Source organism: Dyadobacter diqingensis, assembly GCF_024220585.1.
In the GTDB taxonomy this organism is placed as follows: domain Bacteria; phylum Bacteroidota; class Bacteroidia; order Cytophagales; family Spirosomataceae; genus Dyadobacter; species Dyadobacter diqingensis.
Map to the genome: position 1 here is coordinate 407,176 of NZ_JAMXKF010000004.1, position 24,945 is coordinate 432,120.

Genomic DNA, 24,945 nt, shown 5'->3' on the forward strand with positions numbered 1-24,945 from the left:
CCCGAGCCCGGAAAATATAGAAGAAGTTAATCATCGCCCAAAAGAAGTCAGGTTTTGAAAACGGGAACGCCCAGTCCTGACTTCTTTAATTCGTTGAATTTTCACTCGTCTGTTATTGATTATCAATTCATTAAATATCAAAAATTCCTCTCTCTTTCTTTGGTAATTAGGAAAATATAAGTTTATTTTGTCTATAAAATAAATAGACTTATATCTTTCCTTGATTAGCCACCAGTCGAGTGAAGACCCAACCAATTACTAACCTATGAAAACGGACTTTTTACTCCTTTCACAGAAAACTTATTACTTTGGAATGGTTTCACCATTGAACCTGACGCAGCCGCAATGCTGTCAGGCCTGTATCAGCTGTTGATCCTGGTCATTCGACTTGTCAACTTATAAGCATGTTTTTGACATGCCATCTGAATAGTCAAAAAATCTCCCCTAATCGTTAATTCTTGTAGCAGGCTGGTTACTCTAAGTCAGGGTTTACCGCTTTTCGTATATACTTGTAAGTTATCTTTTTCGGATAATTGCTATTGGGGAAGTGCGTGCTTTATCAGATCGTTTCAAACAATTAATTTACCATTATTTTTCCCACAAAATGATTAAGAAAAATCTCTACCTGATATGGATATTGGGTGCTCTGATTTTTACCTCGTTTCAGGTAAAAGCCCAGGATGTCATCAAAGGTGTCGTCAAGGATGAATCCGGTCAAGGTTTACCGGGTGCTACGGTTGTTGAAAAAGGAACTACCAAGTTTGCATCAACGGATGTCGACGGGAAATTTACGATTCCTGCCGGGAAAGTATTTCCTTTCACGATTCAGATCAATATCACCGGTTTTCAGCAGCAGGAAATTGAAATATACGAGCTGACGGACGAACCAGTGGATGTCATTTTAAAAACGGCCAATGTGCTCGACGAGGTTGTCGTGATTGGTTATGGTGAGCAAAAGAGAAAGGATATCACGGGCTCCGTGGCTTCCGTGCCTCTGGAAATAAAAAGCCAGCCCGTTGCTTCGGTTGAACGTCTGTTACAAGGTTCGGTAGCGGGCGCGGTGGTTACACAAACTTCCGGTCAGCCGGGTGGAGGAGTAAGCGTGCAGATCCGTGGCAATAACTCGATCACGGCGGGTAGCGACCCTCTTTATGTAATCGACGGGTTTCCAATTAACAATGACTACTCGCTGACAGATGCCGGCGTAACAGACGGGTCAAAAATTAACCCTTTGTCTTCTATCGCAACAGCTGATATCGAAAATATTGATGTATTGAAAGATGCATCAGCGACAGCGATTTATGGTTCCCGTGGTGCAAACGGGGTGGTTATCATTACCACAAAAACGGGTTCGAAAAACAAATCGTCGATCAATTATGACGGATTTTATGGTACCCAGGAAGTAATCCGCACACTGCCTCTATTGAACGCCGGACAATGGTGGGCATTGAGAAAAGATGCAGCAGCTAATTCGGGCAAGACGGTTTCTATACCGAGCGTAACAGGTTACTCACTGGATACTACCGGTGTGGGTACTGACTGGCAGGATGCGGCATTCAGGAAAGCGACGCAGCAAAGTCATAACTTATCGATCTTGTCAGGTTCTGATAAAACAAGACTCGCTATTTCGGGTAACTATTTTAAGCAAAACGGTATTCTGCAAAAAACCGATTTCAGAAGGTTCTCTGCACGTGTAAACCTGGATCACCACTACAACGACCGTTTCAGAATTAATGCCAGCTTAAGTGCCAGCAATACCAAGGCCAACGTAGCGCCTGCCAACATTATCGGAAACTTGCTGCAAACGCCTCCGGCTTTGCCTATTTATCAGAACGACGGAACATTTGTAGTGAACAGCCCATTTGAATCGGCTTTGCAAAATCCGATCAACTCCCTTTACAATCAGCTGAATGAAACGATCACAAATCGTTTTCTGGGGAATGTTTCGGGTGAGTATACAATCGCCGAAGGCCTTAAAGCCAAGGTTTTGGTTGGTGCTGATGTTGTTGGAAACAAACAGAACAGATATTTGCCAAGTACAACCGCAGAAGGTCTTGCTTTGAGCGGTGACGCGATCGTAGGTACGGTTTCAACAACCAGCTGGCTGAACGAGAATACGTTAAGTTATGATAAGGAGCTAAACGAAAAAAACAGGATTAACGCAGTTGTAGGTTTCACGGCCCAAACTTCGCAGTCGAAAAGCGCCATTGCGGAAGCGGCTGGTTTTGCAACAGATGCCTTTCAGTATAACAATCTTGCAACGGGTATCACAAGTATCGCACCGCGTTCGGCTTCCAGTGAATGGTCTCTGGCTTCTTATCTTGGTCGTATCAATTACGTTTTTGATGATCGCTATCTGTTTACTTTCACACTTCGTGCCGATGGATCTTCCCGTTTCGGTGATGGCAATAAGTGGGGATATTTTCCTTCGGCTGCGATTGGATGGAACGTCAACAATGAGAAATTCTTCCAACAGTTTAAAAATATCAGTCTTTTAAAATTGAGATTAAGTGCCGGAACGACGGGTAACCAGAGCATTCCTCCTTATCAGTCATTGTCGCAGCTTGCTTATTACCGTTATAACTTTTCCAATACCACGGTTTCAGGGTATGCGCCTAACTCGGTACCAAATCCAAACCTTGGATGGGAAAAAACGTTTCAGGTGGATGCCGGTATTGACCTTGGATTGTTCAAAAACCGTTTGAGCATCATTGCGGATTATTATTACAAAAAGACGACGGATTTGTTGTTGACAAGAACGGTTGCCGGTACTTCCGGATTATCAGATTTCTATAACGGGCAGGCTTCTACGGTTTACCAGAACATTGGCGAAGTGAGTAACCAGGGGATTGAATTGTATGTTAATTCTCAAAATACAACCGGACCTTTCAAATGGAATACGATCTTCATTTTTGCGAAAAATACCAACAAGATTTTAAGTCTTGGTGACGGCGTGGACCAGATTATTCCTAACATCAGTGCGCCGTCAATTGCGAAAGTGGGTTATCCATTGGGATCATTTATCGTGTATAAAACGGACGGTATTATCCAGCAGGGAGACGCCGCTCTGACACCGCAGCAAAACAAAAGCCCTGGTGGACAAAAATACAAGGACATCAATAACGATGGCGCGATCACACAAACGGGAGACCGCGTGATTATTTCAAATCAGCCTGGCTTTACAACCGGTTTGACCAACACATTTAACTATAAAGGATTTGACCTTACTGTTTTCTTCCAGGCGTCTATCGGAGGAAAGTTATATAACCAAAACCGTGCTTTGCTTGAATTGGGGACGGGTTATATCAATGCCTCGGACGTGGTGCTGAATCGCTGGACACCATCGAATACGGATACAGATGTGAAAGCTGCGTTCCAGGATCCTGCCATTACGATCTCAGACCGCTTTATCGAAGATGCGACTTATTATCGTTTGAAAAATATCTCATTCGGATATTCTCTGCCGAAAGCACTATTGTCGAGAATAAAAGTAGAGTCGCTTCGGGTTTATGTTTCTGCGCAAAATGCAATTACCTGGTCGAAGTATACCGGTTATGATCCTGAGGTTAGTCTTAACGGACAGTCGCTGATTAATAAAGGTGTGGATCAGGGTGTTTATCCAAACAACAAATCGGTTCAGGTTGGACTCTCGCTTTCGTTCTAAACGGATCACTGAAAGTACCTGAATTATTAAAAGATATAAACAAGACTGGCGCCTGAAAAGCAACAGCAAAATGCTATAAATTATGAAAAGTCTGAAATATTTTCTTCTCGCATCCATGACGATCGGTCTTTCGTCCTGCGATGAATTTTTAAAAGAAGAACCCAAATCGTTCCTGTCGGAGGAACAATATTATAAAACGCAGACCGATGCTATCAACGCGGTGAATGCAGTTTATTTCCTTCTGAATTCCGGTGGCAGCTCGGTGCAAACGCCTTATAATACGCTGTTCAACACGGGTATGAATATGGCCAGTGATGACGAAGATCCGGGACCTGGCGCGACGAATGCCGACGTAAGATCGCTTTCCGTACTGGCCCATTCATCAAGTAACCTGCGTATCTATGAGATCTGGCAGCAGCATTATGCAGCGATCAAAAAGGCCAACGTAGCTTTGGAGAAGATTCCTGCGATTGAATTTGACAATGCCTTAAAAGAACGCTTGCTGGCAGAAACCAAGTTTTTACGTGCGTTGTACTATTTCAATGTCGTGCGATTGTACGGAGACGTGCCTCTGATCGTGGAATATCAGAAGTATGTCAATGCAAATGACTATGAAATTGCAAAATCACCGTCGGCAGATGTTTACAAACAAATTGAAAAAGACCTGACTGAGGCGGCTGCTGTTTTGCCTGCTACTTATGCGTCACCGAACGTAGGCAGAGCCACTGCTGGGGCTGCTAAGGCTCTTTTGGCAAAGGTTTATCTGACAAAGGCTTCTCTTCCTTTGAATATCAGCGCACATTATGCTGACGCTGTGAAGAAAGCGGAAGAAGCGCTTTCAGCGGCAGACGGGGGCACGGGAAATTATGGTTATGACCTGGTATCCAACTATGCCGAAGTATTTTTGCCTGCCTTTAAGAATAATAAGGAACACATTTTTTCGGCGCAGTTTAAATCCAACTCGCTGAACCAGGGAAATAATGAATTTCCACGGTCGATCCTTTCCGGTATTCCGGGACTTACCGGCAACTATGCGCATATGGTACGTTACTACACGCAGGGAAATGACAAGTTTTTTAGTATTTACAAATTGTTCCGCCCGGATGACAAAAGAAGGAATGTGACCTTTGTAAGAAATTTTACCAGTCCATCCAACGGACGTAAATATGCGTTGCCAATTGCCAATACGGCTGTCCCGAATGACTCTACGCCTTTCTGGAATAAATGGCTGGATCCTGCATCGTTAGCAGTTACCAATCAGTCGGCTGCGAATGTTCCGATTATACGTTATGCTGAATTGCTGCTCATCCATGCGGAGGCAGAAAATGAAGCAAACGGTCCAACAGCTAAGGCTTACAAATCATTGAACAAAATCAGAACAAGAGCCGGGCTTCCAAACCTGACGCCTGGTTTGACCAAAGACCAGTTCCGTGACTCCGTTTATCTGGATCGTCGTTTGGAACTAACTTATGAATATCAAAGATGGTTCGACCTGATTCGCCAGAAGGATGCTGATGGAAAATCAACATTTGTACGGAATCAGCAAAAGGTTGGCAAAACCAACGCAGCCGAAAAACATCGCTTGTATCCGATTCCACAGTCTGAAATTGATAACAATAAGCTGCTGGTTCAGAACCCCGGTTTTGAATGATGCTGATCTGAGTTGACAAAATGAATGAAGGTAAATGTCTTTTCTTTTTACAGGAATCAGGGCATTTACCTTTTTTTTAACCGACCTATTTTGAAAAGAACAATAACCACCGGCTTGCTTTACAGCCTTTCGACACTCCTTTTTTTTCAGGGAAATGTTTGCGCGCAAAAATCAGAGAGACCCAATATTGTCGTCATACTGGCTGATGATATGGGGTTTTCGGATCTGGGAAGTTTTGGCTCCGAAATTTACACACCCAATCTGAATAAACTGGCCGGAGAAGGGTTAAGGATTACCCAATTTTACAACAGCGGACGATGCTGTCCGTCAAGAGCTGCGCTGCTTACCGGGCTTTATCCGCATCAGGCCGGTATCGGTGATATGATTCAGGATAAAGGATCGCCCGCGTATCAGGGCTATCTGAGTAAACACAGCGTCACCATTGCTGAGTTGTTGAAAACGGCAGGATATCATACCATTGTTTCGGGTAAATGGCATGTTGGTCAGGTGGAATCGGCATTGGCGCACAACCGAGGTTTTGATAAATCCTTTACCATGCAGAATAACGGAAGCAGTTATTTTAATTCCGAACCGATTTATAACGATGGACGGACGGTTACTTTTCTTTTAAATGGAAAGAAAATTGAGCGACAGGATACCTCCCGTTATCTCACACAGGCAATCACTGATTTTGCTGTTAAGTCGCTTGATGAAGTTAAAAGAGATGCCAATCCTTTTTTCCTGTATGTGGCATATAATGCTCCTCACTGGCCGATTCAGGCTTTGCCCGAAGATATCGCCAAATACAAAGGCAAATATTTGAAAGGCTGGGATGCGCTACGTGACCAGCGTTTCAAAAAACAAAAGGAAATTGGTATTGTAAACGATAACTGGCCATTGTCGCAACGATTTGAGCAGGCACCTGATTGGAATAAATTAACCGCGTCTGAGAAAGATTTCTGGGATACGCGCATGGCCATTTATGCGGCGATGATCGATCGGATGGATCATGGAATTGGTGAGATTTTGGCCAAGTTGAAAGAAATCAAAAAAGATAAAAACACGGTCATTCTTTTTGTTTCGGATAATGGCGGGAGTGGGGATACAGTGAAGGACTGGGACTATGTGACTCAGAAAAATGGTACGCCAGGTTCGGTTAATTCGATTGACAGTTATTACCCGCCCTGGGGAAATGTCAGCAATACGCCTTTCAGATTATTCAAGAAAAATACCCATGAAGGCGGCATCGCTACGCCATTCATCGCCTGGTATCCTGAGAAAATAAAAGCAGGAATAACAAGTGATCATGTCGGGCATTTGATTGATATCATGCCAACCTGTCTGGATTTGGCCGGAATTACCTATCCCGTGAGATTTAAAACGGAAATACTCACGCCGCTGGAAGGAAAAAGTCTTGTCAATGTTTTTAAAAATAGGGCGGAAAGTAATAGAGGTCCACTTTTCTGGGAACACGAAGGCAGCCGGGCGATACGCAATGGAGACTGGAAACTTGTGGCTGAAATAAATCAGCCCTGGGAATTGTACAACCTTAAAACAGATCGTGCAGAAACAAAAAACCTGGCAGCTACTTATCCTGATAAAGTCAAAGTCCTTGCGGAAGAATATCAAAAATGGGCTGAGAAGGTTGGGGTTCTGGACTGGAATAAGATCAAGTAAAGTTCTGAAAGTTAATAGGTTATTATAAATCGTAAACACAAAAAATGATGAAAAATCTATCTTTTCCTGTAAAACAAATGACTTTGGCTGCCATGGCCTGGATAGCTTCAAACCAGGTTGTTGATGCGCAGCATACGCCTTTGCAGCCGTACAAAGGCAAGATTGGTAAAACCGTAAAGGAAACTCAGGAATCATGGCCGGAAAAGAAGAAAGCCGCCAAGGGATCACCGAATGTGGTCTGGATTCTGTTGGACGATATCGGTTATGGAGCGATCAGCACTTTCGGTGGCCTGATCAACACGCCAACCTTGGACAGCCTTGCCAACAATGGATTGCGTTATACCAATTTTCACACGACAGCCATCTGCGCACCAACGCGGGCGGCACTGCTTACAGGCCGAAACTCTCACTCGGCCCATATGGGTCTCTTTCCTGAAACGGCTATTGGTACGCCTGGATATGATGCTCAGATTCCGTTCGAAAAGGCAACGGTAGCCGAAATTCTAAAAGAAAACGGATATAATACTTTCGCTTTAGGGAAATGGCATATTACGCCATTGGCTGATTTAACACCAGCCGGGCCATTTAACCGCTGGCCAACGGGAAGAGGTTTTGAGCAGTTTTATGGCTTTCCGTCGCGCGGGAGTATTGATCAGTGGCATCCTGAACTTTGGGAAGGTACACACCGTGTGAAAGATCAGCAGGATGGAAAACATTTCAACGAGCTCATCGCAGATCGGGCCATCAGTTATGTGTCCGGGCAGGGATCGGGTGGTTCTGAAAAACCATTCTTTCTTTACATTGCCACGGGAGCTGGTCATGCGCCACATCAGGTTGCCAGAGAATGGTCGGATAAGTATAAGGGGAAGTTTGACGAGGGCTGGGATGTTTATCGCGAAAAGGTTATCGCCAATCAGATCAAACTGGGCGTGGTTCCTAAAACTGCAAAAGTTCCGCCACGTAATCCGGGTGTTAAAGACTGGAATACATTGTCGGCCAATGAGAAGAAATTGTATGCACGTTTCATGGAAACCTATGCTGGTTTTCTTGAATACACGGATCATGAAATTGGCCGGGTGATCAACCACCTTAAAGAATCTGGTCAACTTGAAAATACCTTGGTGTTTGTTTCCGTGGGCGATAATGGCGCGAGTAAGGAAGGAACATTTGTCGGGACTGTTAACAACTACGGCACTGGAATTTCGGAGGAAGAACGTTTAAAAAAGAATATCGAAAATATCGACCTGATCGGCACTGAATTTTCGAAGGTAAATTATCCTTTGGGATGGTCGGCAGCAACTAATGTTCCTTTCCGCCATTGGAAACAGGACGCCAATTCAGAAGGCGGCACGCATAATCCGCTTATCGTTTTTTATCCCAAAGGAATCAAGGACAAAGGTGGTATCAGAAATCAATACGGCCATGTGATCGATATTCTGCCGACGACACTGGAACTGATCAATGCAAAAGTGCCTGAAAACATTAATGGCTACAAGCAGGAGGCGATCGAAGGGACGAGTCTGGCGTATAGCCTGAATGACCCGGCGGCAAAAGATCGTCATACGGTTCAGTATTATGAAATCAGAGGTTCACGTTCGATTTACAAAGATGGCTGGAAAGCTGGCTCTCTGCACGTGAAAGGGCAGAATTATAACGAGGATAAATGGGAGTTGTATAACTTGAAAGAGGATTTTAATGAGGTAAATAACCTGGCCGAGCAAAATCCTGTAAAACTGAAAGAGCTGAAAACCTTGTTCGATACCGAGGCAACGAAGTATAATGTTTATCCACTTAAGGACGGCACAGAGCCTTTCGTTTTGCCGACAGTTTACAAGGATATTGACCGGGTTGTACTTTATCCGAGACAATCAACCATTGTGGATGTCGCCGGACCGTTTGCTGTAAAAAGATCATTCAGCCTTATTGCGGATGCTGAAATCAAAGGTGTCGAAACCGAAGGAGTATTATTGTCACGTGGCGGTTTTGAAGGTGGTTTGAGTTTCTTTATCCAAAATCACAAACTTAACCTCGTGTATGCGGTTGGCGATGGAACGAAGTATGTGATATCTTCTGAAAATGCCACGCTGCCAACCGGGAAGGTACAACTTCGTGCGGACGTGAAGTATGCTGAAAACGGAACGGGAGTGGTTAGTCTTTTCGTGAACAATGCCAAAGTGGGCGAGTCTAAGCTGGATAAAACGACTGGTTCGGTTTATCTGCATGAAGGGGTTAATGTCGGTATCGATGATCTGACTCCGGTAGCGGATTCGTATAAAGTGCCTTTCGCTTTTACTGGAAAAATAAACAAGGTTGTGATTGACTATAACGCGGGTCAGCAGGCGAATCTGAAATAATGGCTCGTGGCTAAAGCCGGACAGATAAGGATGGCTCCTCCCAAGGCTAAAGCCTTGGGTTAGTGTGGACTCAGACTCTGAGGTATGGGAGTCGAACTGTGTCGGGAGATTGGCTAAAGCCGGGGATTGGTGAGGCTACTTCTTCCCAAGGCTAAAGCCTAGGGTTAGTGTGGACTCATACTCTGAGTTATGGGAGTCGAACTGTCTCGGGGGATCGGCTAAAGCCGGGGACTGGTGAGGCTACTTCCCCCCAAAGGCTAAAACCTTGGGTTAGTGTGGACTCTGGCTCTGAGTTATGGGAGTCAAACTGTGTCGGGAGATTAGCTAAAGCCGGGGACTGGTGAGGCTACTTCCTCCCGAACCCAAAGCCTTGGGTTAATGTGGACTCAGACTATGAGTTATGGGAGTCGAACTTCCTCGGGGGATTGGCTAAAGCCGGGGACTATTGAGGCTACTTCCTCCCGAGGCTAAAGCCTTGGGTTAGTGTGGACTCAGACTCTGAGTTATGGGAGTCGAACTTCCTCGGGGGATTGGCTAAAGCCGGGGACTATTGAGGCTACTTCCTCCCGAGGCTAAAGCCTTGGGTTAGTGTGTACTCAGACTCTGAGTTATGGGAGTCGAACTGTGTCGGGAGATTGGCTAAAGCCGGGGACTGGTGAGGCTACTTCTTCCCAAGGCTAAAGCCTTGGGTTAATGTGGATTCTGGCTCTGAGTTATGGGAGTCGAAATGTCTCGAGGGATTGGCTAAAGCCGGGAACTGGTGAGGCTACTTCCTCCCGAACCCAAAGCCTTGGGTTAATGTGGACTCAGACTATGAGTTATGGGAGTCGAACTTTCTCGGGGGATTGGCTAAAGCCGGGGACTATTGAGGCTACTTCCTCCCAAGGCTAAAGCCTTGGGTTAGTGTGGACTCGGGCTCTGAGTTATGGGAGTCGAATTGTCTCGAGGGATTGGCTAAAGCCGGGGACTATTGAGGCTACTTCCTCCCAAGGCTAAAGCCTTGGGTTAGTGTGGACTCGGGCTCTGAGTTATGGGAGTCGAATTGTCTCGAGGGCTTGGCTAAAGCCGGGAACTGGTGAGGCTACAGCCTCCCAAGGCTAAATCTTTGGGTTATGGTCGACATAGCATGTGCGGGATGTTCACTGCTCAATAGTATTAACCCAAGGCTTTAGCCTTGGGGAGTGAAGATGCCACGAGTGTCCGGCTTTAGCCATAGCCAGCATCTATCAAAATTTACAGTACAAAACTCAATCGATTGACTTTAATAATAAATAGAAAGTTTCATGAAAAAGTATATTGCTCTTGTTGCGTTACTACTTGTTTTTTCGACGGGCTGGGCGCAGCAGTCTGAAAAACCGAATATTCTCTGGATTGTCAGCGAAGATAATATCCCTATGCTTGGCGCTTACGGAGACACCTTTGCGACGACACCCAATCTGGATCGGTTTGCAGAACGCAGCATACTCTATGAAAATGCTTTTTCGACTGCGCCGGTTTGTGCACCATCACGGAATACGCTGATCACAGGCATGTATCCGCCGTCGCTTGGAACCGAGCATATGCGGAGTACTTATCCTGTGCCGTCGTACGTCAAGTTTTTACCAAAGTATCTGCGTGAAGCCGGATATTACACCACCAACAACGCAAAAAAAGATTACAATACAGTGGATCAGCCGGAGGCCTGGGATGAATCCAGTAACAAGGCTTCCTATAAAAACAGGAAAGCCGGACAACCGTTTTTTGCTGTTTTTAATCTGAATGTATCGCATGAAAGCTCTCTTTTTGAGCCGGTTGCAAAACTGAAACATGATCCGGAAAAGGTTTCATTACCACCGTATCATCCGGACACGCCGGAAATGAGACATGACTGGGCACAGTATTACGACAAGATTGAAGACATGGATGCCCAGTTTGGGAAACTTATCGAGGAGCTTCATCAGGCAGGACTTTCTGAAAATACGATTGTTTTTTATTACGGCGACAACGGTGGTGTACTGGCCAGGAGCAAACGATTCATGTATGAGTCGGGATTGCATGTACCATTGATCGTCCATTTGCCGAAGAAGTATGAACATCTCGCGAACACAAAGCAGGGCACTAAAACAGATCGCCTTGTGACTTTCCTTGATTTTGCCCCAACAATACTAAGTCTGGTTGGGATAAAAATTCCGGAATACATGCAAGGAGAAGCATTTCTGGGTGCAGAGCAAAAAACGGAACATCAATATGTTTACGGTTTTAGAGGCCGTATGGACGAGCGTATTGACTTTTCACGGGCGGTGCGCGACAAGAGATTCAGGTACATCCGTAATTATCTGCCGCACAGAATCTACGGACAGTATCTCGAATATCTTTGGCGCGCGCCATCCGTGCAAACGTGGCAAGACGAATTTAAGGCAGGAAAGCTAAACGCCATCCAGTCGAAATTCTGGCAGGAAAAACCGGCTGAAGAGTTGTTTGACGTGCTCGCAGACCCGCACAATGTGAAAAATCTTGCGGACGATCCCAAGCACGCTTCGGATTTGATCAGGCTTCGTAAAGCGAACAAGGATTGGCTGGTCAAATCGCAGGATGTCGGCTTTATTCCCGAAGCGATTTTGTCTGATATTGCCGCCAATATTCCCTTACGTGATTACGCTGTAAGTGAAAAATATAATCTTAAACGTATTCAGGAAACGGCTGACTGGGCATCATTCCGCAAGACGAGTTATACTGGCGAGCTGATTAAAAGACTATCCGATACAGACCCCACGGTACGTTATTGGGCTGCCACGGGACTGTTGATCTTGAAGGCAAAATCAGGTAAAGCAGGTTTAACTTCGGCAGTTAAAGATACTGAACCTGCAGTACGTATTGCAGCTGCCGAGGCCCTGTATCAAATCGGCGAAAAGGAACTTGCGATCAGCACATTAACTGAGGCACTGCAAGTGAAAAATATAGTCGCACGGGTGCAGGCGTTAAATGCATTGAGCAATATTGGTGCAGACGCAGCACCTGCGCTTGACAATGCAAAAGCACTGATAAAAACAGAGCCGGGCATGTTTGATTATGATTCAAGAGCGGCTAAGGACTTTGTAAGCAGATTTGGGAAATAGATTTAGCTCAACCTCCATACCGGTAATGCCCGATAATTTTGTAAGAAAACAAACAGTCGGCCAAAACCTGGCCGCCGCCGATGTTATGTACGATCAAGTTGCGCCTGCCATCGAAGGATTTTCTGTTAACGACGATGCCTATATGCGTGATACCACCTCTTAAATTCCAACAAACAATATCACCCGGTTGATAGTCCGACGGAGTTTGTGAAGTAGATAGCGTGGTGCCATGCCTCGAAAAGAACTTCATCAGGTTGGGGACGCGACGGTGATCAATATTTTTATCGGTAGATTTCATTCCCCAATTTCGAGGATAACTGGAAAAGTTCTTTTTCATATCCTCATGGACTTCTTTCTGCAAATCGATACCCATTTTTCGGTAAGCGCGCACGACCACATCCGTACATACGCCCCGGTCAGCAGGAGGGTCGCCGTTTGGATAACTAAGTGCAAAATACTTCGGATCGTATTTGACATAACTTCTGGTGAGTGTGATGGCGGCCTCCGAGAGCCGCATCGGAAACGGTATTTCAGCTGCCAACTTAATGACCAGCAAAAAACATATCACAGTGTGAAGAATCCGTTTATGCATAAGAATCGTGAAATATCATGGCTTTTTACGATTAACGAAACTATTAGTTGGAAAGATGTTAAGATGAATGTTTTTATTTGATGGGGGGGAAAGGCTGAGGGAAATAGCTCGTAATTTGAGATAAGGTTTTATTAAAGTAGAATTATGGATGTGGTTTCTTTATCCAGAACATTCTCCGAGATCGCGCAAACTTTTTAATACTTACCCTCTAAAACATACAGAATGAAATTATTTTTACAACTTAGACATTGGCAGCTTTTCGGGCTACTTTGTGGGCTTCCGGTCGTTTTCCAGTTTTTGGGGAATGATATTCTAATCAACAATGCAGGTTCTCCCTTGTTGATTTGGTTCTTTGCTGTAATGATGTTGGGCATAACCATTGTATATTTTGGCTGGTTCTATGCGATCGGGACCTGGTTGTACAAAAGGTTGCCCGTTAAGTCTGGACTCAAACTAAATCGGTTCAAATTTGCTATTTTCTTTCCGGTAGGATATATAGCGGTCGCATTGTTTCTGGTCAGAGAAGCGATGATAAATGTCTCGTCGGGAGCTCAACTGGGAGCCGGAATGTTCATTGTCATCCTACCGGTTCACCTGTTTTCTATGGCTTGTATGTTGTATGCTTTACGATTTAATGCAAAAGCTTTAAAATCGGTAGAAAGTAGGGAGCCAGTGAAGTTTTCCAACTATGCCGGGGAGTTCTTTTTATTATGGTTTTTCCCGTTTGGAATCTGGCTTATTCAACCGAGGATTAATAAATTATTTAATGATTCGCTGACGGAAGGGAATGACCTGGCGGTTTCGGACTTATAGCATTCTCGGAGGTTAATCGATTATATACAACTATTTTCCAGACAGATGTGTATTTAATCTGTCCAAGCCAACGGCACTTCAATATACTATTTTAATTACTAACTTTATTTTCGTCTACGATCAAATAGTTGACCAACTTGTTAGAACAAAACGATGGCGTTAATGGCAAATAACTCAAACTGTGTGGAAGCGCAAATGTTGATCAGGAAACCTGTGGCGGATGTTTTTGAGGCATTTATTGATCCGACGATAACGAGACATTTTTGGTTTACGAAGGGGAGCGATAAACTTTTGGCTGGTAAAACGGTCATCTGGGAATGGGAAATGTATAATGTTTCCGCCAAAGTCCTTGTACTTGACATTTTACCGAATGAAAAAATTGCCATTGAGTGGGGAGATCCGGCTACCAAAGTCGATTTCGAATTCAGGACATTAAGTGACGGAAATACCTATGTCACAATCAAAAACTATGGATTTGATAAAACCGGTGACGCGCTTTTAGATGTTATTAAAGACTCAACCGGCGGATTTACAACTGTGTTGGACGGGTTAAAGGCTTATCTCGAACACGGCATAAATCTTAATCTTATAGCCGATAAGTTTCCGAAAGAGGCCATTCAGCATGGTAACTAAAACATTCTTTGAAAAATAAGGTATGGCAAAAAATAAAACTACCGAGACTGAAAATAGTGTGGACGCCTATCTCCAGGCAATTCCGGACGAAAAAAAGCGTAAAGACTGTACCTTTATTGTTGACCTGATTCATCAGGAAACCGGGCTTAAACCCAAAATGTGGGGTACAGGCATCGTTGGTTTTGGTAGTTATCATTATAAATATGATAGTGGCCACGAAGGTGATGCGCCGCTGATTGGGCTGGCTGCCAGAGTAAATGCCATCACGTTGTATATCAGTACTGAATTTGAGGATAGACAGGAATTACTGGCAAAGTTCGGCAAATACAAAATGTCGAAAGCTTGTATTTACATCAAAAAAATTGAGGATATCGATATTGAAATCCTGCGAAAAATGATAAACAATTCTCTTGCCTATATGCGTAGTAACTACCTGAACTAGTTATCGCAAAGCCGTTTGGGAATTCATGCGTCGTCGCGATTCGGCACCTTGCCTGAAAAACTTCAGGCCATTCTGGTAATCTTTTTTGAAGTTTTGATTTTAATTAACTTACTTTGTCTATAATACTTATAGGCTATATCTTTTCTGCCAACCACCGGCAAAAGAATCAGTAGGAATATCCCACCGTGACAGGTGTGATTTATTCTTGATGTTCAAAATTTTCCCTGCAACTGGAATGGTGGTAACGATCCAATCAATTTATGTTCCCAAAACTGAATTTCTGATCAGGAATTTGGCTGTTTGGAACGTCCGGATTTTTAGTTTTAGATCTCCATTGTAGTTGCAAGATGTTGATAACCTGATTGTTTATGCTGTGATTTTGGAGAAAGATCAATAAGCGGAAAATATTCAGGTGTAGCCAGTCTGACCTATAAATTAAAACCTTTTTACAATAACTGTTCAAACCATTTTATGATGAAAAACCTAAGATTACCCGGCTTATTACTTATTGCATTGTTTTTATACACAGCCGTTTCTGCGCAAACGAAGCAGAAACGAGACTTGCTGACTTTCGAACAATTTGAAGAAAAACTTAAAGCGGCAGGTAAAAACGCTCAGATTCTGGATGCACGTTTGCCGGAAGAATATGTACAAAATCATTTGGAAGGAGCTGTGAGTTTTAACATCGCAAACAAGGCCGATTTTGAAAAGGAGAGTGCAAAACTGGATAAGAACAAGCCTGTTTTTATTTATTCCATCGGCAACGGCAGGAGCGGAGTTCTTGCAAAAGACCTGAAAAATGCGGGTTTCCAGGATGTTACTGAAATTCCTGGCGGATTAAGTAAATGGATCGGGTTGGGCAGGCCGGTTATTTCGACAGTAGGCAAGGGTTTGTCAAAAGATGAATACACTGCTTCGCTAAAAAGCGACAAGCTGGTGTTGGTGGATTTTGGATCAAGATATTGCCCGGGTTGTAAAAAACTCGCTCCAACGATCGATTCTCTTAAAACGGAACAGGCTGGTATCCTCAAAGTGATCAATATTGAGGCTTATGAGAATAAGAATCTGGTGAAGGAATTGGGCGTTGTAGGCCTGCCTACATTGGTACTTTATAAAAATAATGAGGTGATCTGGAAGAAGACCGGAAGTGCCTCCAAAGCAGAAATAGAAAAAATACTGGCAGGGCAGACGCTTTGAGAAACGGTAAAAGATTAATGTTTTCAGGGAATAAGACAGAGAAATTCGGACACTCGACAGGACTGATCAAACAATTCCTGTTTATGAGTAAAATCCTGATTGTCTGTCTTTTCCTTTATCAAGGTATTTGATTTAGTCGCGTAACAGATGGTTCATAAATATTCATCGCTCATTTTTACGATGCTCATGATTGTCATGACGTTAACTGTCGCTTTCTCGTTCAGGAAAGACAGACAGAAAAATGATCGTTCTCAACAAAAGTCGCAACCCAATATTGTCTATATTCTTGCGGACGATATGGGATATGGTGACATCAGATATCTCAATAACAAATCTCAGATTGAAACGCCAAATCTGGATAAACTTGGCAGGGAAGGCATTGTTTTTACGGACGCACATTCCGGCTCAGCGGTGTGTTCCCCGACCCGCTATGGAATTTTGACGGGCCGTTATGCCTTTCGTTCACGATTAAAAAAGGGTGTCCTTGGTGGATATTCTCCGATGCTCATCGAACCTGACCGATTTACGGTGGCTGATCTTTTAAAGAAGGCAGGTTATCAGACGGCAGTAATCGGGAAGTGGCACCTGGGCCTGGATTGGACGCCGGCAGATCCATCCAGAAAGGTTGATGCAGCCGTTTATGACGACTGGACAACCACTGAAAATCTGGACATAGCCAAAGGTGTGGTAAAAGGCCCTAATGATCTCGGTTTTGATTACAGCTACATCATTCCCTCATCTCTGGACATTCCGCCTTATATTTATCTTGAAAACGGTAAGCCGGTTGATAGTAAAATCACGAACATCACCGGAAATAAAACACCGAGAGGAGTCTTTTGGCGTGATGGAAATGGATCTGAAAGTTTTAAGATTGAAAAGTCGCTTGATATTTTCGGGCAGAAAGCAAAAGCGTTTCTTGCAGATAGCAGGAAAACCTCGGGGAAACCTTTTTTCCTGTATCTCCCGTTAAGCAGTCCGCATACACCCTGGTTGCCGTCTGACAAGTTTAAAGGCAAGTCCAAAGCCGGGTTGTATGGAGATTTTGTATCGCATACCGATGCAGTTGTGGGAGAAGTTATTAAGACTTTGGATAGCCTGGGTTTGGGAGAAAATACGCTCGTTATCTTCACTTCTGATAACGGAGCCGACTGGAAGCCTGGCGACAAACAGTTATATCCTGCTCACCAGGCCAACTATATTTTCCGTGGGCAAAAGTCGGATATCTGGGAGGGAGGCCATCACGTTCCATTTATAGCAAGATGGCCGAAGGTGATTTCAAAAGGCAGCAAATCGGCACAAACAATATGTTTAACCGATCTGCTGGCCACGACGGCAGCTATTACCAATCAGAAATTACCAGATACGGCTGCTCAGGACAGTTTTGACTTCTACGCCGTCCTTAAAAATCCAAAAGAGCAGAAAACGGTAAGGGAAAGCATCATCCATCATTCGATCGAAGGAATGTTCGCCATACGAAGAGGGAAATGGAAGTTTATTGACGGAAAGGGTAGCGGAGGCTGGTCTTCAAAGGGTGATGCGACGGATCCTGCCGGGCAACTCTATGATTTGGAAGCTGACCCAGAGGAATCAAAAAATGTTTATGATCAAAACACCAGTATTGTCGAAGAATTAAAGGGCTTATTAGAAAAGCAGAAAAACCAGGGTTTTAGCCGGCGTTTGTGAACTATGGTGCACAATGGGTATTTTCATTTGCTTTGAATCAGGTTGTTGGTTTAGTTACTAGTTCGAGTTTTTTTAGCCGATTTATCGGCATCCTGTTTATAGCTTGGAAATTGTCTTCTTGCTGGTTTGGCTCCGTAGGAACCTCCTTCACTTTCCGGCAACTCCTACGGAGTCCGGATTTTCTCGGTCTCGAATTTTGCTATAAACAGGAATGCCCGATGGGCATTACATTCGATTTGGGCCTGAACCCGATTTTACCAAAGCATTCTCGCAAGAAAACTGCCCATAAAGCCAAAAAAACAAGAAATCTCTTGGTATTGTATTTTTATTAAACTTACTTTGTCTATCAATAAAGTAGGGTATTGTATTTTCCTTTAACCACCACTGGAAAAAACAACCGTAATTTCGTTTAACCTATGAGAACGATGAATACATATTCTTCGCAGCTTTATGCTGTTTGTCTGGTGGTTTCCCCGTCGATTCCTTTCGCGTCTGGCTGTTGTTGTTAGTCAAATCAATGCTTCTTTTTTAATTGTCAATATCTCATTTGTAACGGTTCGATTGTTTCAGGCAATTTCCGGTTACAGCGTGCTCAAACTATTTAATATCTGTTAACATCATGAAAACATTTAAATCATTACTCTTTGCCACGGGTTTGTCACTGGTCGCTTCGTCACCCATTTTTGCGCAGGAAACCAGTCAAAATAAAGTTGTTATCACAGGTGTCCGTTTTGCTTATCCGCTCGTTGATAAGTGGATCAAGCAATACAGTGCGGAAAATCCCAAAGCGCAGATTGTTATCGAGACCCGGACAATCACGGATCCCGAGAAGTACGATCTTTTAATCGAGGCTTATGATCAGGAAAAAGAGGTGAAGGATGGCCGCGAGTATGTGTCTATTGGCCGTTATGCGCTTTTACCCGTTGCTAATTCCAAATCGGAGTTTGCCAAAGAGTACAGCGACAAAGGACTGATCGAAAAAACGTATAAACAAATTTTCTTCCATGACATTTATGCGGAGAAAGATAAATCCATCACCACTCCTTTTACGGTTTATACCCGCTTGCAGAAAGCTGGCGCTCCGTTGACATTCGCAAAATATTTCGGATACGAGCAGCAGCAGATCAAGGGGAAAACCATTGCCGGTGCCGACGAACATTTGATCAAGGCCCTTCTGAAAGACGACACGGGCATTACTTACACAGTGCCCGGTCTCGCTTTCGACCTCACTTCACGTAAACCAGCGGAAGGTCTGACGATCATTCCGGTAGATCTGGACGGAAACGGAAGGGTTTCCAAGGAAGAAAAAGCGGTTGATAACCTGGATCAGTTTTTGCAAAAACTGGAAACGGAAAAAGTGAAAAATATTCCGGTGGAATATGTACATTTTTCAATTGCTAAAAACAACAGCAATCCGGAGGCTAAAAAGTTTCTTCTGTGGGTTGCCTCACATGCAGAGGAGGATCTGCATCAATATGGTTATCTAAAACCGGAAGCGAAACGCCTTCAGCTTGAAAAAGAGAAACTGGAAAGATTCTCTGCGGTAAAATAAATATTGATATTACGTAAATAAGGTCTCCTGTTGTTCCGGTACCAGTTATGCTGGTGCCGGAAAATTTAATCACGCTGCGCTGAACCCGGTGCAGGTCTTCTCCCGCCTGAATAACTTATTCCTTATCGATTTTAAATATACCTGCAAATGAAGTTTAAATTTGTACTTGCCGGTTTACTTTTCGTAAACCTGACTACCTCTTTTGCCCAAAAAACGAAAAAGGCGGATACCCGCCCGAATATAATTCTGATCATGGTTGACGACATGGGTTACTCTGACGTCGGGTCTTATGGTTCGGAAATACAAACACCTAATCTGGACAATCTTGCCAAGGAAGGAATTCGTTTCCGCGAATTTTACAACAATTCCATTTGCGCTCCGACAAGGGCTTCTCTAATCACCGGTCAGTATCCCCACAAGGCAGGTATCGGTTATTTTGATGTCAACCTGGGCTTACCGGCTTATCAGGGCTATCTCAACAAGCAGTCGCTGACCTTTGCCGAGGTATTACGGAATTCGGGTTACAGCACGCTGATGAGCGGGAAATGGCATGTTGGAGGCGATAGTCTGGCCTGGCCGAATCAACGTGGGTTTGATCACTTTTACGGTTTTATCAAAGGCGCAAGCAATTATTTCGATATTGGCGAGTATGGACAGGCGCCGCCGGTTGAGCTCGTGAGGGATAACAAAAAGATTAACCTTAAACCGGGTCAGTATCTGACAAACGAAATTACCAATAACGCCCTTGAATTTTTGGACGAGCAGGACAAAACCGGCAAACCATTCTTTCTGTATGTGGCTTTTAACGCACCGCACTGGCCCTTGCAGGCTTTGCCGGAAGATATCGCGAAATACAAAGGCAAGTACGCCATTGGCTGGGACTCGCTCCGAAATGAGCGCATAAAAAAGCAAAAGGCATTGGGTATTTCTGATCCAAAACAAGCGGTTGCAAAACGAGACAGCGAGGTCGCCCTTTGGGATCACCTGACATTCGAGGAAAGGAAATTATGGGAGACCAAAATGGAGGTTTACGCAGCGATGGTGGACCGTGTGGATCAGAACATCGGCCGGTTGAAAGAAAAACTTAAGCAATTGAAAAAAGACGACAATACCCTGATTGTCTTCATTTCTGATAATGGTGCACAGGGTGGATTTTCGGCAAAAAACCGCAGAAAACCGCCGCGCAACAGCGGACCGATCGGTACGGCCGGTTCCTATGATTATCAGGAGCAAAACTGGGCCTATGTATCGAACACACCCCATACCAATTACAAGAATAACATGCACGAAGGTGGTATCAGCGCTCCCTTTATCGCGTGGTTTCCGAAGCAGATCAAAGCGGGAAGTATTGTTAAAGGAACGGGCCACCTGATTGACCTTGCACCTACTTTTTACGAACTGGCGGGAGCGCAGTATCCGGCCAAACTCAACAACGCCGTTACAAATGCGTTGCCGGGAAAAAGCCTTGTTCCGGTGTTAACGGGGAAATCGGAGGCTGTGGAGCGGGGAGAGCCTATTTTCTGGGAAAGAGCAGGGAACCGGGCGGTTCGTAAAGGAAAGTGGAAAATCGTTTCGACATACCCGGGCTATAAGTGGGAGCTTTATGACCTGGAAAAAGACCGTGGAGAAACCACCGATCTTGCAGCTGCCAATACCGAAATCGTGAACGAGTTATCCGCGGACTATTTTAAATGGGCTGACAAAACCGGTGTGGTTGATTACGACAAAATTAAACCGGCCAATCCTTTTGGAGCACCGCAGGCAACTCCGCTCAGAACTGCGCAGCAAGGTGGCCGTGGGGAATGATTTGCTACGTATATTCTATATGGTTCTATTGAAATCAGTAATATGAAAACAACAATATTCAACTTTGCCGACCGGAAGCGCTGGATGGCTCTTTCGCTTTTTTTGAGCACTACAACACTGCCTGTTTTCGCGCAGCATGATCCTGTTCAGCCCTTTCAGGGAAAAGTAGGTAAAACAATCGAGGAAACTGAACAGTGGTGGCAGGAGCAGCCCAAAGCGCCTAAGGGTGCGCCTAACGTCGTTTGGATACTGCTGGATGATGTGGGCTTCGGTGCAACTTCGGCATTCGGAGGCCTGATTGACACGCCCAATTTTGAAAAACTGGCCAATAACGGACTGCGTTATACCAACTTCCATACCACCGGAATTTGCAGTCCTACCCGTGCTGCTCTGCTGACCGGAAGAAATGCCCACAGCGTGGGCATGGGACATCACGCAGAGCTGGGAATCGGGGCACCGGGGTACAATGGAAACATTCCTTTTGAAGCCGGGACCGTCGCAGAGATATTCCGGGAGAACGGTTATAACACCTTTGCATTGGGAAAATGGCATGGCAATCAGCCAAAGGACCTGACGATTGCCGGGCCTTACAACCGATATCCAACCGGTCGTGGTTTTGAACATTTCTACGGGTTTCTGGGCGGAGCTACCGATCAGTGGCATCCCCACCTGGTGGAAGAAACAACACCCATTGACATTGAACCCAATACCCGCCACCTTAATCAGCTGCTGACGGACAAGACGATTTCGTACATTGCCAATCAGAAATCGGCCGATCCTGATAAACCGTTTTTTGTGTATTACGCCACAGGTGCCGCCCACGCGCCACACCATGTTTCAAAGGAATGGAGCGACCGTTACAAAGGAAAATTTGATGGTGGATGGGATCAGTATCGTGAGCAGGTCTTCAAACGACAGCAGACGCTTGGTCTTGTACCAAAAGGAACTGTGCTTCCGCCTCGCCAGACCGGTATCAAACCATGGGAGACACTTTCCGCGGACGAGAAGAAAATCTATGCGCGATTTATGGAAGTGTATGCCGGATTTTTGTCCTACACCGACTATGAAGTTGGCCGCGTGGTGGATTATTTAAAACAAATTGACCAGCTAGACAATACGCTTATTTTCCTCGTTGTGGGAGATAATGGCGGGAGCAAGGAAGGTACTTATACAGGAACGACCGGTATTGCTGAAAAATCACAAGGCGATGACGCTAAGTTTTTGTTGTCTCAGTACGACAAGATCGGTACTGAGTACAGTTATCCCAATTATCCGCTTGGCTGGTCGCAGGCTACCAACACGCCTTTCCGTTACTGGAAAAGTGATGTCAATGCTGAGGGCGCTTCGCATACCACTTTGATCGTCCATTATCCCAAAGGCATTAAGGAAAAAGGCGCACTTCGGAATCAATACACGCACGTCACGGATATTTTACCGACAACCATTGAGCTAACCGGGGTAAAAGTGCCGGAAGTGATCAATGGGTATCCGCAGCGGCCTTTACACGGTACCTCATTGGTATATTCTCTCGACAATGCCTCGGCGCAAACACGCCACACCCAACAATTTTATGAGCTCCACGGAGGACGGTCCATTTATAAGGATGGCTGGAAGGCCAGTGTTTATCATCCCCGGAACGTGTTTGGAGAAACAACGACGGACATTAATTTCATCGCGGATTTCAAGCGTGATAAATGGGAGCTTTATAATCTCAATGAAGACTGGAATGAAATCAACGACTTGTCGGCGAAGTATCCTGAAAAACTCGAAGAGCTGAAAAAGTTGTTTGATCAGGAAGCGGAAAAGTACAATGTATATCCTCTTAAAAATTTCAGAGCCGGTTTGACACCGCCCGTTATCCGCGAAAAGTCAGTGATATATGAGGGCACGACGATCAAAACACGGGTAAATATTGGAAAAGGGGCGGTGAATATTACCGCTAGTATCGAAGTGCCAGCCAAAAATCCGTCGGGTGTCATTTTTTCAAACGGAGGATTGATTGGCGGAACGAGCCTCTATGTGCAGAACAACAAATTGCAGTATCTGCTGAACGATGGTGTGAACCCGATTACTCTGACTGCGAATAAAAGTCTGGTGGCGGGCAAAAACGAGATTCGTGTAGAATTCACGGATGACAAAAAAGTGAACCTTTACCTTAACAACGACAAGGTGGCCGAGCAAAGTAATATCAATAAAACACGATACCTCAATTCTGCTTCCACGGACGGATTTAGTGTGGGAAAGGATCTGAACTCTCCGGTTACCAAGTCTTATGGCGGCACGTTTGCCTTCAACGGGATTGTGAAAACCCTTGTTATTGAACAGGCTGAGGATAAGGAAGAAAAGGTGGGTTTGTTAAAGAAGTAACATTTTTAAAGTGAAAAGGTATTGACCTTGATATGAAAAAGATTCTTCTAATAGCTGCTTTGTTTACAATAGCTGCGAATGTTTCCGTTGCGCAGAAAAAAACAGGCAAGCCGAACATCGTGGTAATTCTGGCGGATGACCTGGGTTATGGAGATATCGGAACTTTCGGAGCGACCGACATTCGTACGCCCAACATCGATGATCTGGCCAAAAAGGGTTTAAAACTGACTTCGTTCTATTCTTCTTCGCCTGTATGTAGCCCCACCAGAGCAGCACTGATCACAGGACGTTATCCGCGCAGACTGGGTATTGATCATGTTTTCTTTCCGGAAAGTTTCACCGGGATTCCAGCGGAGGAAGTTACCATCGCGGAGGCGCTGAAAGGAAATGGTTACAAAACGGCTATTTTCGGGAAATGGCATCTGGGGCATCACCGCCAATTTTTGCCTCTGCAAAATGGTTTTGATGAGTATTATGGAATCCCGTACAGCAACGATATGCAGGGTGTGGTGTACCTGCGCGGCAACGATGTGGACAGCATCAAGGTTAACCAGAAATACACAACCAAAACGTACACGGACGAAGCCGTTAAGTTTATTGACAAGAATAAAGACAAACCATTTTTCCTGTATGTGACTCATAACATGCCCCATGTCCCGCTTTACGCTTCTCCGGCATTTGAAGGGAAGTCTAAGAGAGGTTTGTATGGCGATGTTATTGAGGAAATTGACTGGAGTGTTGGTGAGGTTGTCAAAGCCTTAAAGAAGAACGGACTGGAAGAAAATACACTCGTTGTTTTCACCAGCGATAATGGTCCGTGGTTGATTTTCGATATAGAAGGTGGCTCGGCAGGCCCTCTTCGACAAGGAAAGGGTACCACTTTCGAAGGCGGTCAGCGTGTTCCGGCTGTTGCTTACTGGCCGGGAAAAATAAAACCGGGAAGTGTTTATGACGACATCGCCACCCAGCTGGATTTGTACCCAACGATCATCAGCCTGACGGGAAGTCAGAAAACACAGACAACAAAACCGCTGGATGGTGAAGATATCAGTCCGGTACTTTTCGGAACCGGAAAGCGTAAGGCTGATGAATTTGCCTATTATTCCAACGGGAAAATCGAAGCGTTCAGAAAAGGCGACTGGAAAATACGTTTGCCACAGGCCGATATCAAAATCAATGGTATCGTGGTTGTTCCGGCAAGCGATACTTTGCTTTTTAATCTAAAAACAGACTTATCTGAAAAAAATAACCTGCTGAAAACCAATCCTGCCAAAGTAAAAGAATTACTAGGCGCACTGGAAGTGTTTAACAAAAAATTGGGTAACACGCCTCCGGCCCTGGTGCAGCGTATGCCGTCTGACGACAGTCATATCAAAAAGCGCGCTGAACGGGCAGGAAAAAGCAGTTCAAACAAATAAT

Annotated in this window: 15 protein-coding genes; 14 read left to right on the forward strand and 1 reads right to left on the reverse strand. The window is 44.7% G+C overall.

Annotation, left to right across the window (positions count from 1 at the left end; translation table 11 throughout):
• Positions 1-604 precede the first annotated feature (604 nt).
• From M1L62_RS14030 to M1L62_RS14050, 5 genes are all read left to right on the forward strand, one after another.
• A complete protein-coding gene (locus M1L62_RS14030) occupies positions 605-3,664 on the forward strand; it encodes a SusC/RagA family TonB-linked outer membrane protein (RefSeq protein ID WP_254560215.1) in 3,060 nt (1,019 codons plus the stop codon).
• Positions 3,665-3,746: 82 nt separating this feature from the next.
• Positions 3,747-5,315, forward strand: a complete 1,569-nt coding sequence (locus tag M1L62_RS14035; RefSeq protein WP_254560216.1) for a RagB/SusD family nutrient uptake outer membrane protein — start codon at positions 3,747-3,749, stop codon at positions 5,313-5,315.
• A 90-nt stretch (positions 5,316-5,405) separates the two neighbouring features.
• Entirely contained in the window at positions 5,406-6,992 is a 1,587-nt protein-coding gene (locus M1L62_RS14040) for an arylsulfatase (protein ID WP_254560217.1), read from the forward strand.
• Between the two features lie 44 nt (positions 6,993-7,036).
• The gene (locus M1L62_RS14045; protein ID WP_254560218.1) at positions 7,037-9,346 is read left to right on the forward strand and encodes an arylsulfatase; all 2,310 of its coding nucleotides are present in this window, start codon (positions 7,037-7,039) and stop codon (positions 9,344-9,346) included.
• A gap of 1,283 nt (positions 9,347-10,629) precedes the next feature.
• The gene (locus tag M1L62_RS14050; RefSeq protein WP_254560219.1) at positions 10,630-12,441 is read left to right on the forward strand and encodes a sulfatase-like hydrolase/transferase; all 1,812 of its coding nucleotides are present in this window, start codon (positions 10,630-10,632) and stop codon (positions 12,439-12,441) included.
• A gap of 7 nt (positions 12,442-12,448) precedes the next feature.
• On the opposite strand, the gene M1L62_RS14055 is transcribed toward M1L62_RS14050, so the two are convergent.
• Positions 12,449-12,958, reverse strand: a complete 510-nt coding sequence (locus tag M1L62_RS14055; protein ID WP_254560220.1) for a DUF1287 domain-containing protein — start codon at positions 12,956-12,958, stop codon at positions 12,449-12,451.
• A gap of 297 nt (positions 12,959-13,255) precedes the next feature.
• On the opposite strand from M1L62_RS14055, the gene M1L62_RS14060 reads away from it, so the two are divergent.
• The 9 genes from M1L62_RS14060 to M1L62_RS14100 all read left to right on the forward strand — a co-directional run bounded on the left by M1L62_RS14060 (position 13,256) and on the right by M1L62_RS14100 (position 24,944).
• Entirely contained in the window at positions 13,256-13,846 is a 591-nt protein-coding gene (locus M1L62_RS14060) for a hypothetical protein (protein WP_254560221.1), read from the forward strand.
• A 162-nt stretch (positions 13,847-14,008) separates the two neighbouring features.
• Positions 14,009-14,479 carry an SRPBCC family protein gene (locus M1L62_RS14065; RefSeq protein ID WP_254560222.1) on the forward strand — a complete coding sequence of 157 codons (471 nt, stop codon included), beginning with the start codon at positions 14,009-14,011 and terminating at the stop codon, positions 14,477-14,479.
• Between the two features lie 22 nt (positions 14,480-14,501).
• Positions 14,502-14,921 carry a DUF1801 domain-containing protein gene (locus M1L62_RS14070; RefSeq protein WP_254560223.1) on the forward strand — a complete coding sequence of 140 codons (420 nt, stop codon included), beginning with the start codon at positions 14,502-14,504 and terminating at the stop codon, positions 14,919-14,921.
• A gap of 471 nt (positions 14,922-15,392) precedes the next feature.
• Positions 15,393-16,118 (forward strand): thioredoxin domain-containing protein, encoded by a 726-nt coding sequence (locus M1L62_RS14075; RefSeq protein ID WP_254560224.1) that lies wholly within the window; start codon positions 15,393-15,395, stop codon positions 16,116-16,118.
• Positions 16,119-16,265: 147 nt separating this feature from the next.
• Positions 16,266-17,801 carry a sulfatase family protein gene (locus M1L62_RS14080; protein ID WP_254560225.1) on the forward strand — a complete coding sequence of 512 codons (1,536 nt, stop codon included), beginning with the start codon at positions 16,266-16,268 and terminating at the stop codon, positions 17,799-17,801.
• A 619-nt stretch (positions 17,802-18,420) separates the two neighbouring features.
• The gene (locus tag M1L62_RS14085) at positions 18,421-19,353 is read left to right on the forward strand and encodes a type 2 periplasmic-binding domain-containing protein (protein WP_254560226.1); all 933 of its coding nucleotides are present in this window, start codon (positions 18,421-18,423) and stop codon (positions 19,351-19,353) included.
• A 147-nt stretch (positions 19,354-19,500) separates the two neighbouring features.
• On the forward strand, positions 19,501-21,159 hold the full coding sequence (locus tag M1L62_RS14090; RefSeq protein WP_254560227.1) for an arylsulfatase: 1,659 nt from the start codon (positions 19,501-19,503) through the stop codon (positions 21,157-21,159).
• Between the two features lie 42 nt (positions 21,160-21,201).
• Positions 21,202-23,526 carry an arylsulfatase gene (locus M1L62_RS14095; RefSeq protein WP_254560228.1) on the forward strand — a complete coding sequence of 775 codons (2,325 nt, stop codon included), beginning with the start codon at positions 21,202-21,204 and terminating at the stop codon, positions 23,524-23,526.
• Between the two features lie 32 nt (positions 23,527-23,558).
• A complete protein-coding gene (locus M1L62_RS14100; RefSeq protein WP_254560229.1) occupies positions 23,559-24,944 on the forward strand; it encodes a sulfatase family protein in 1,386 nt (461 codons plus the stop codon).
• Position 24,945: the final 1 nt, after the last annotated feature.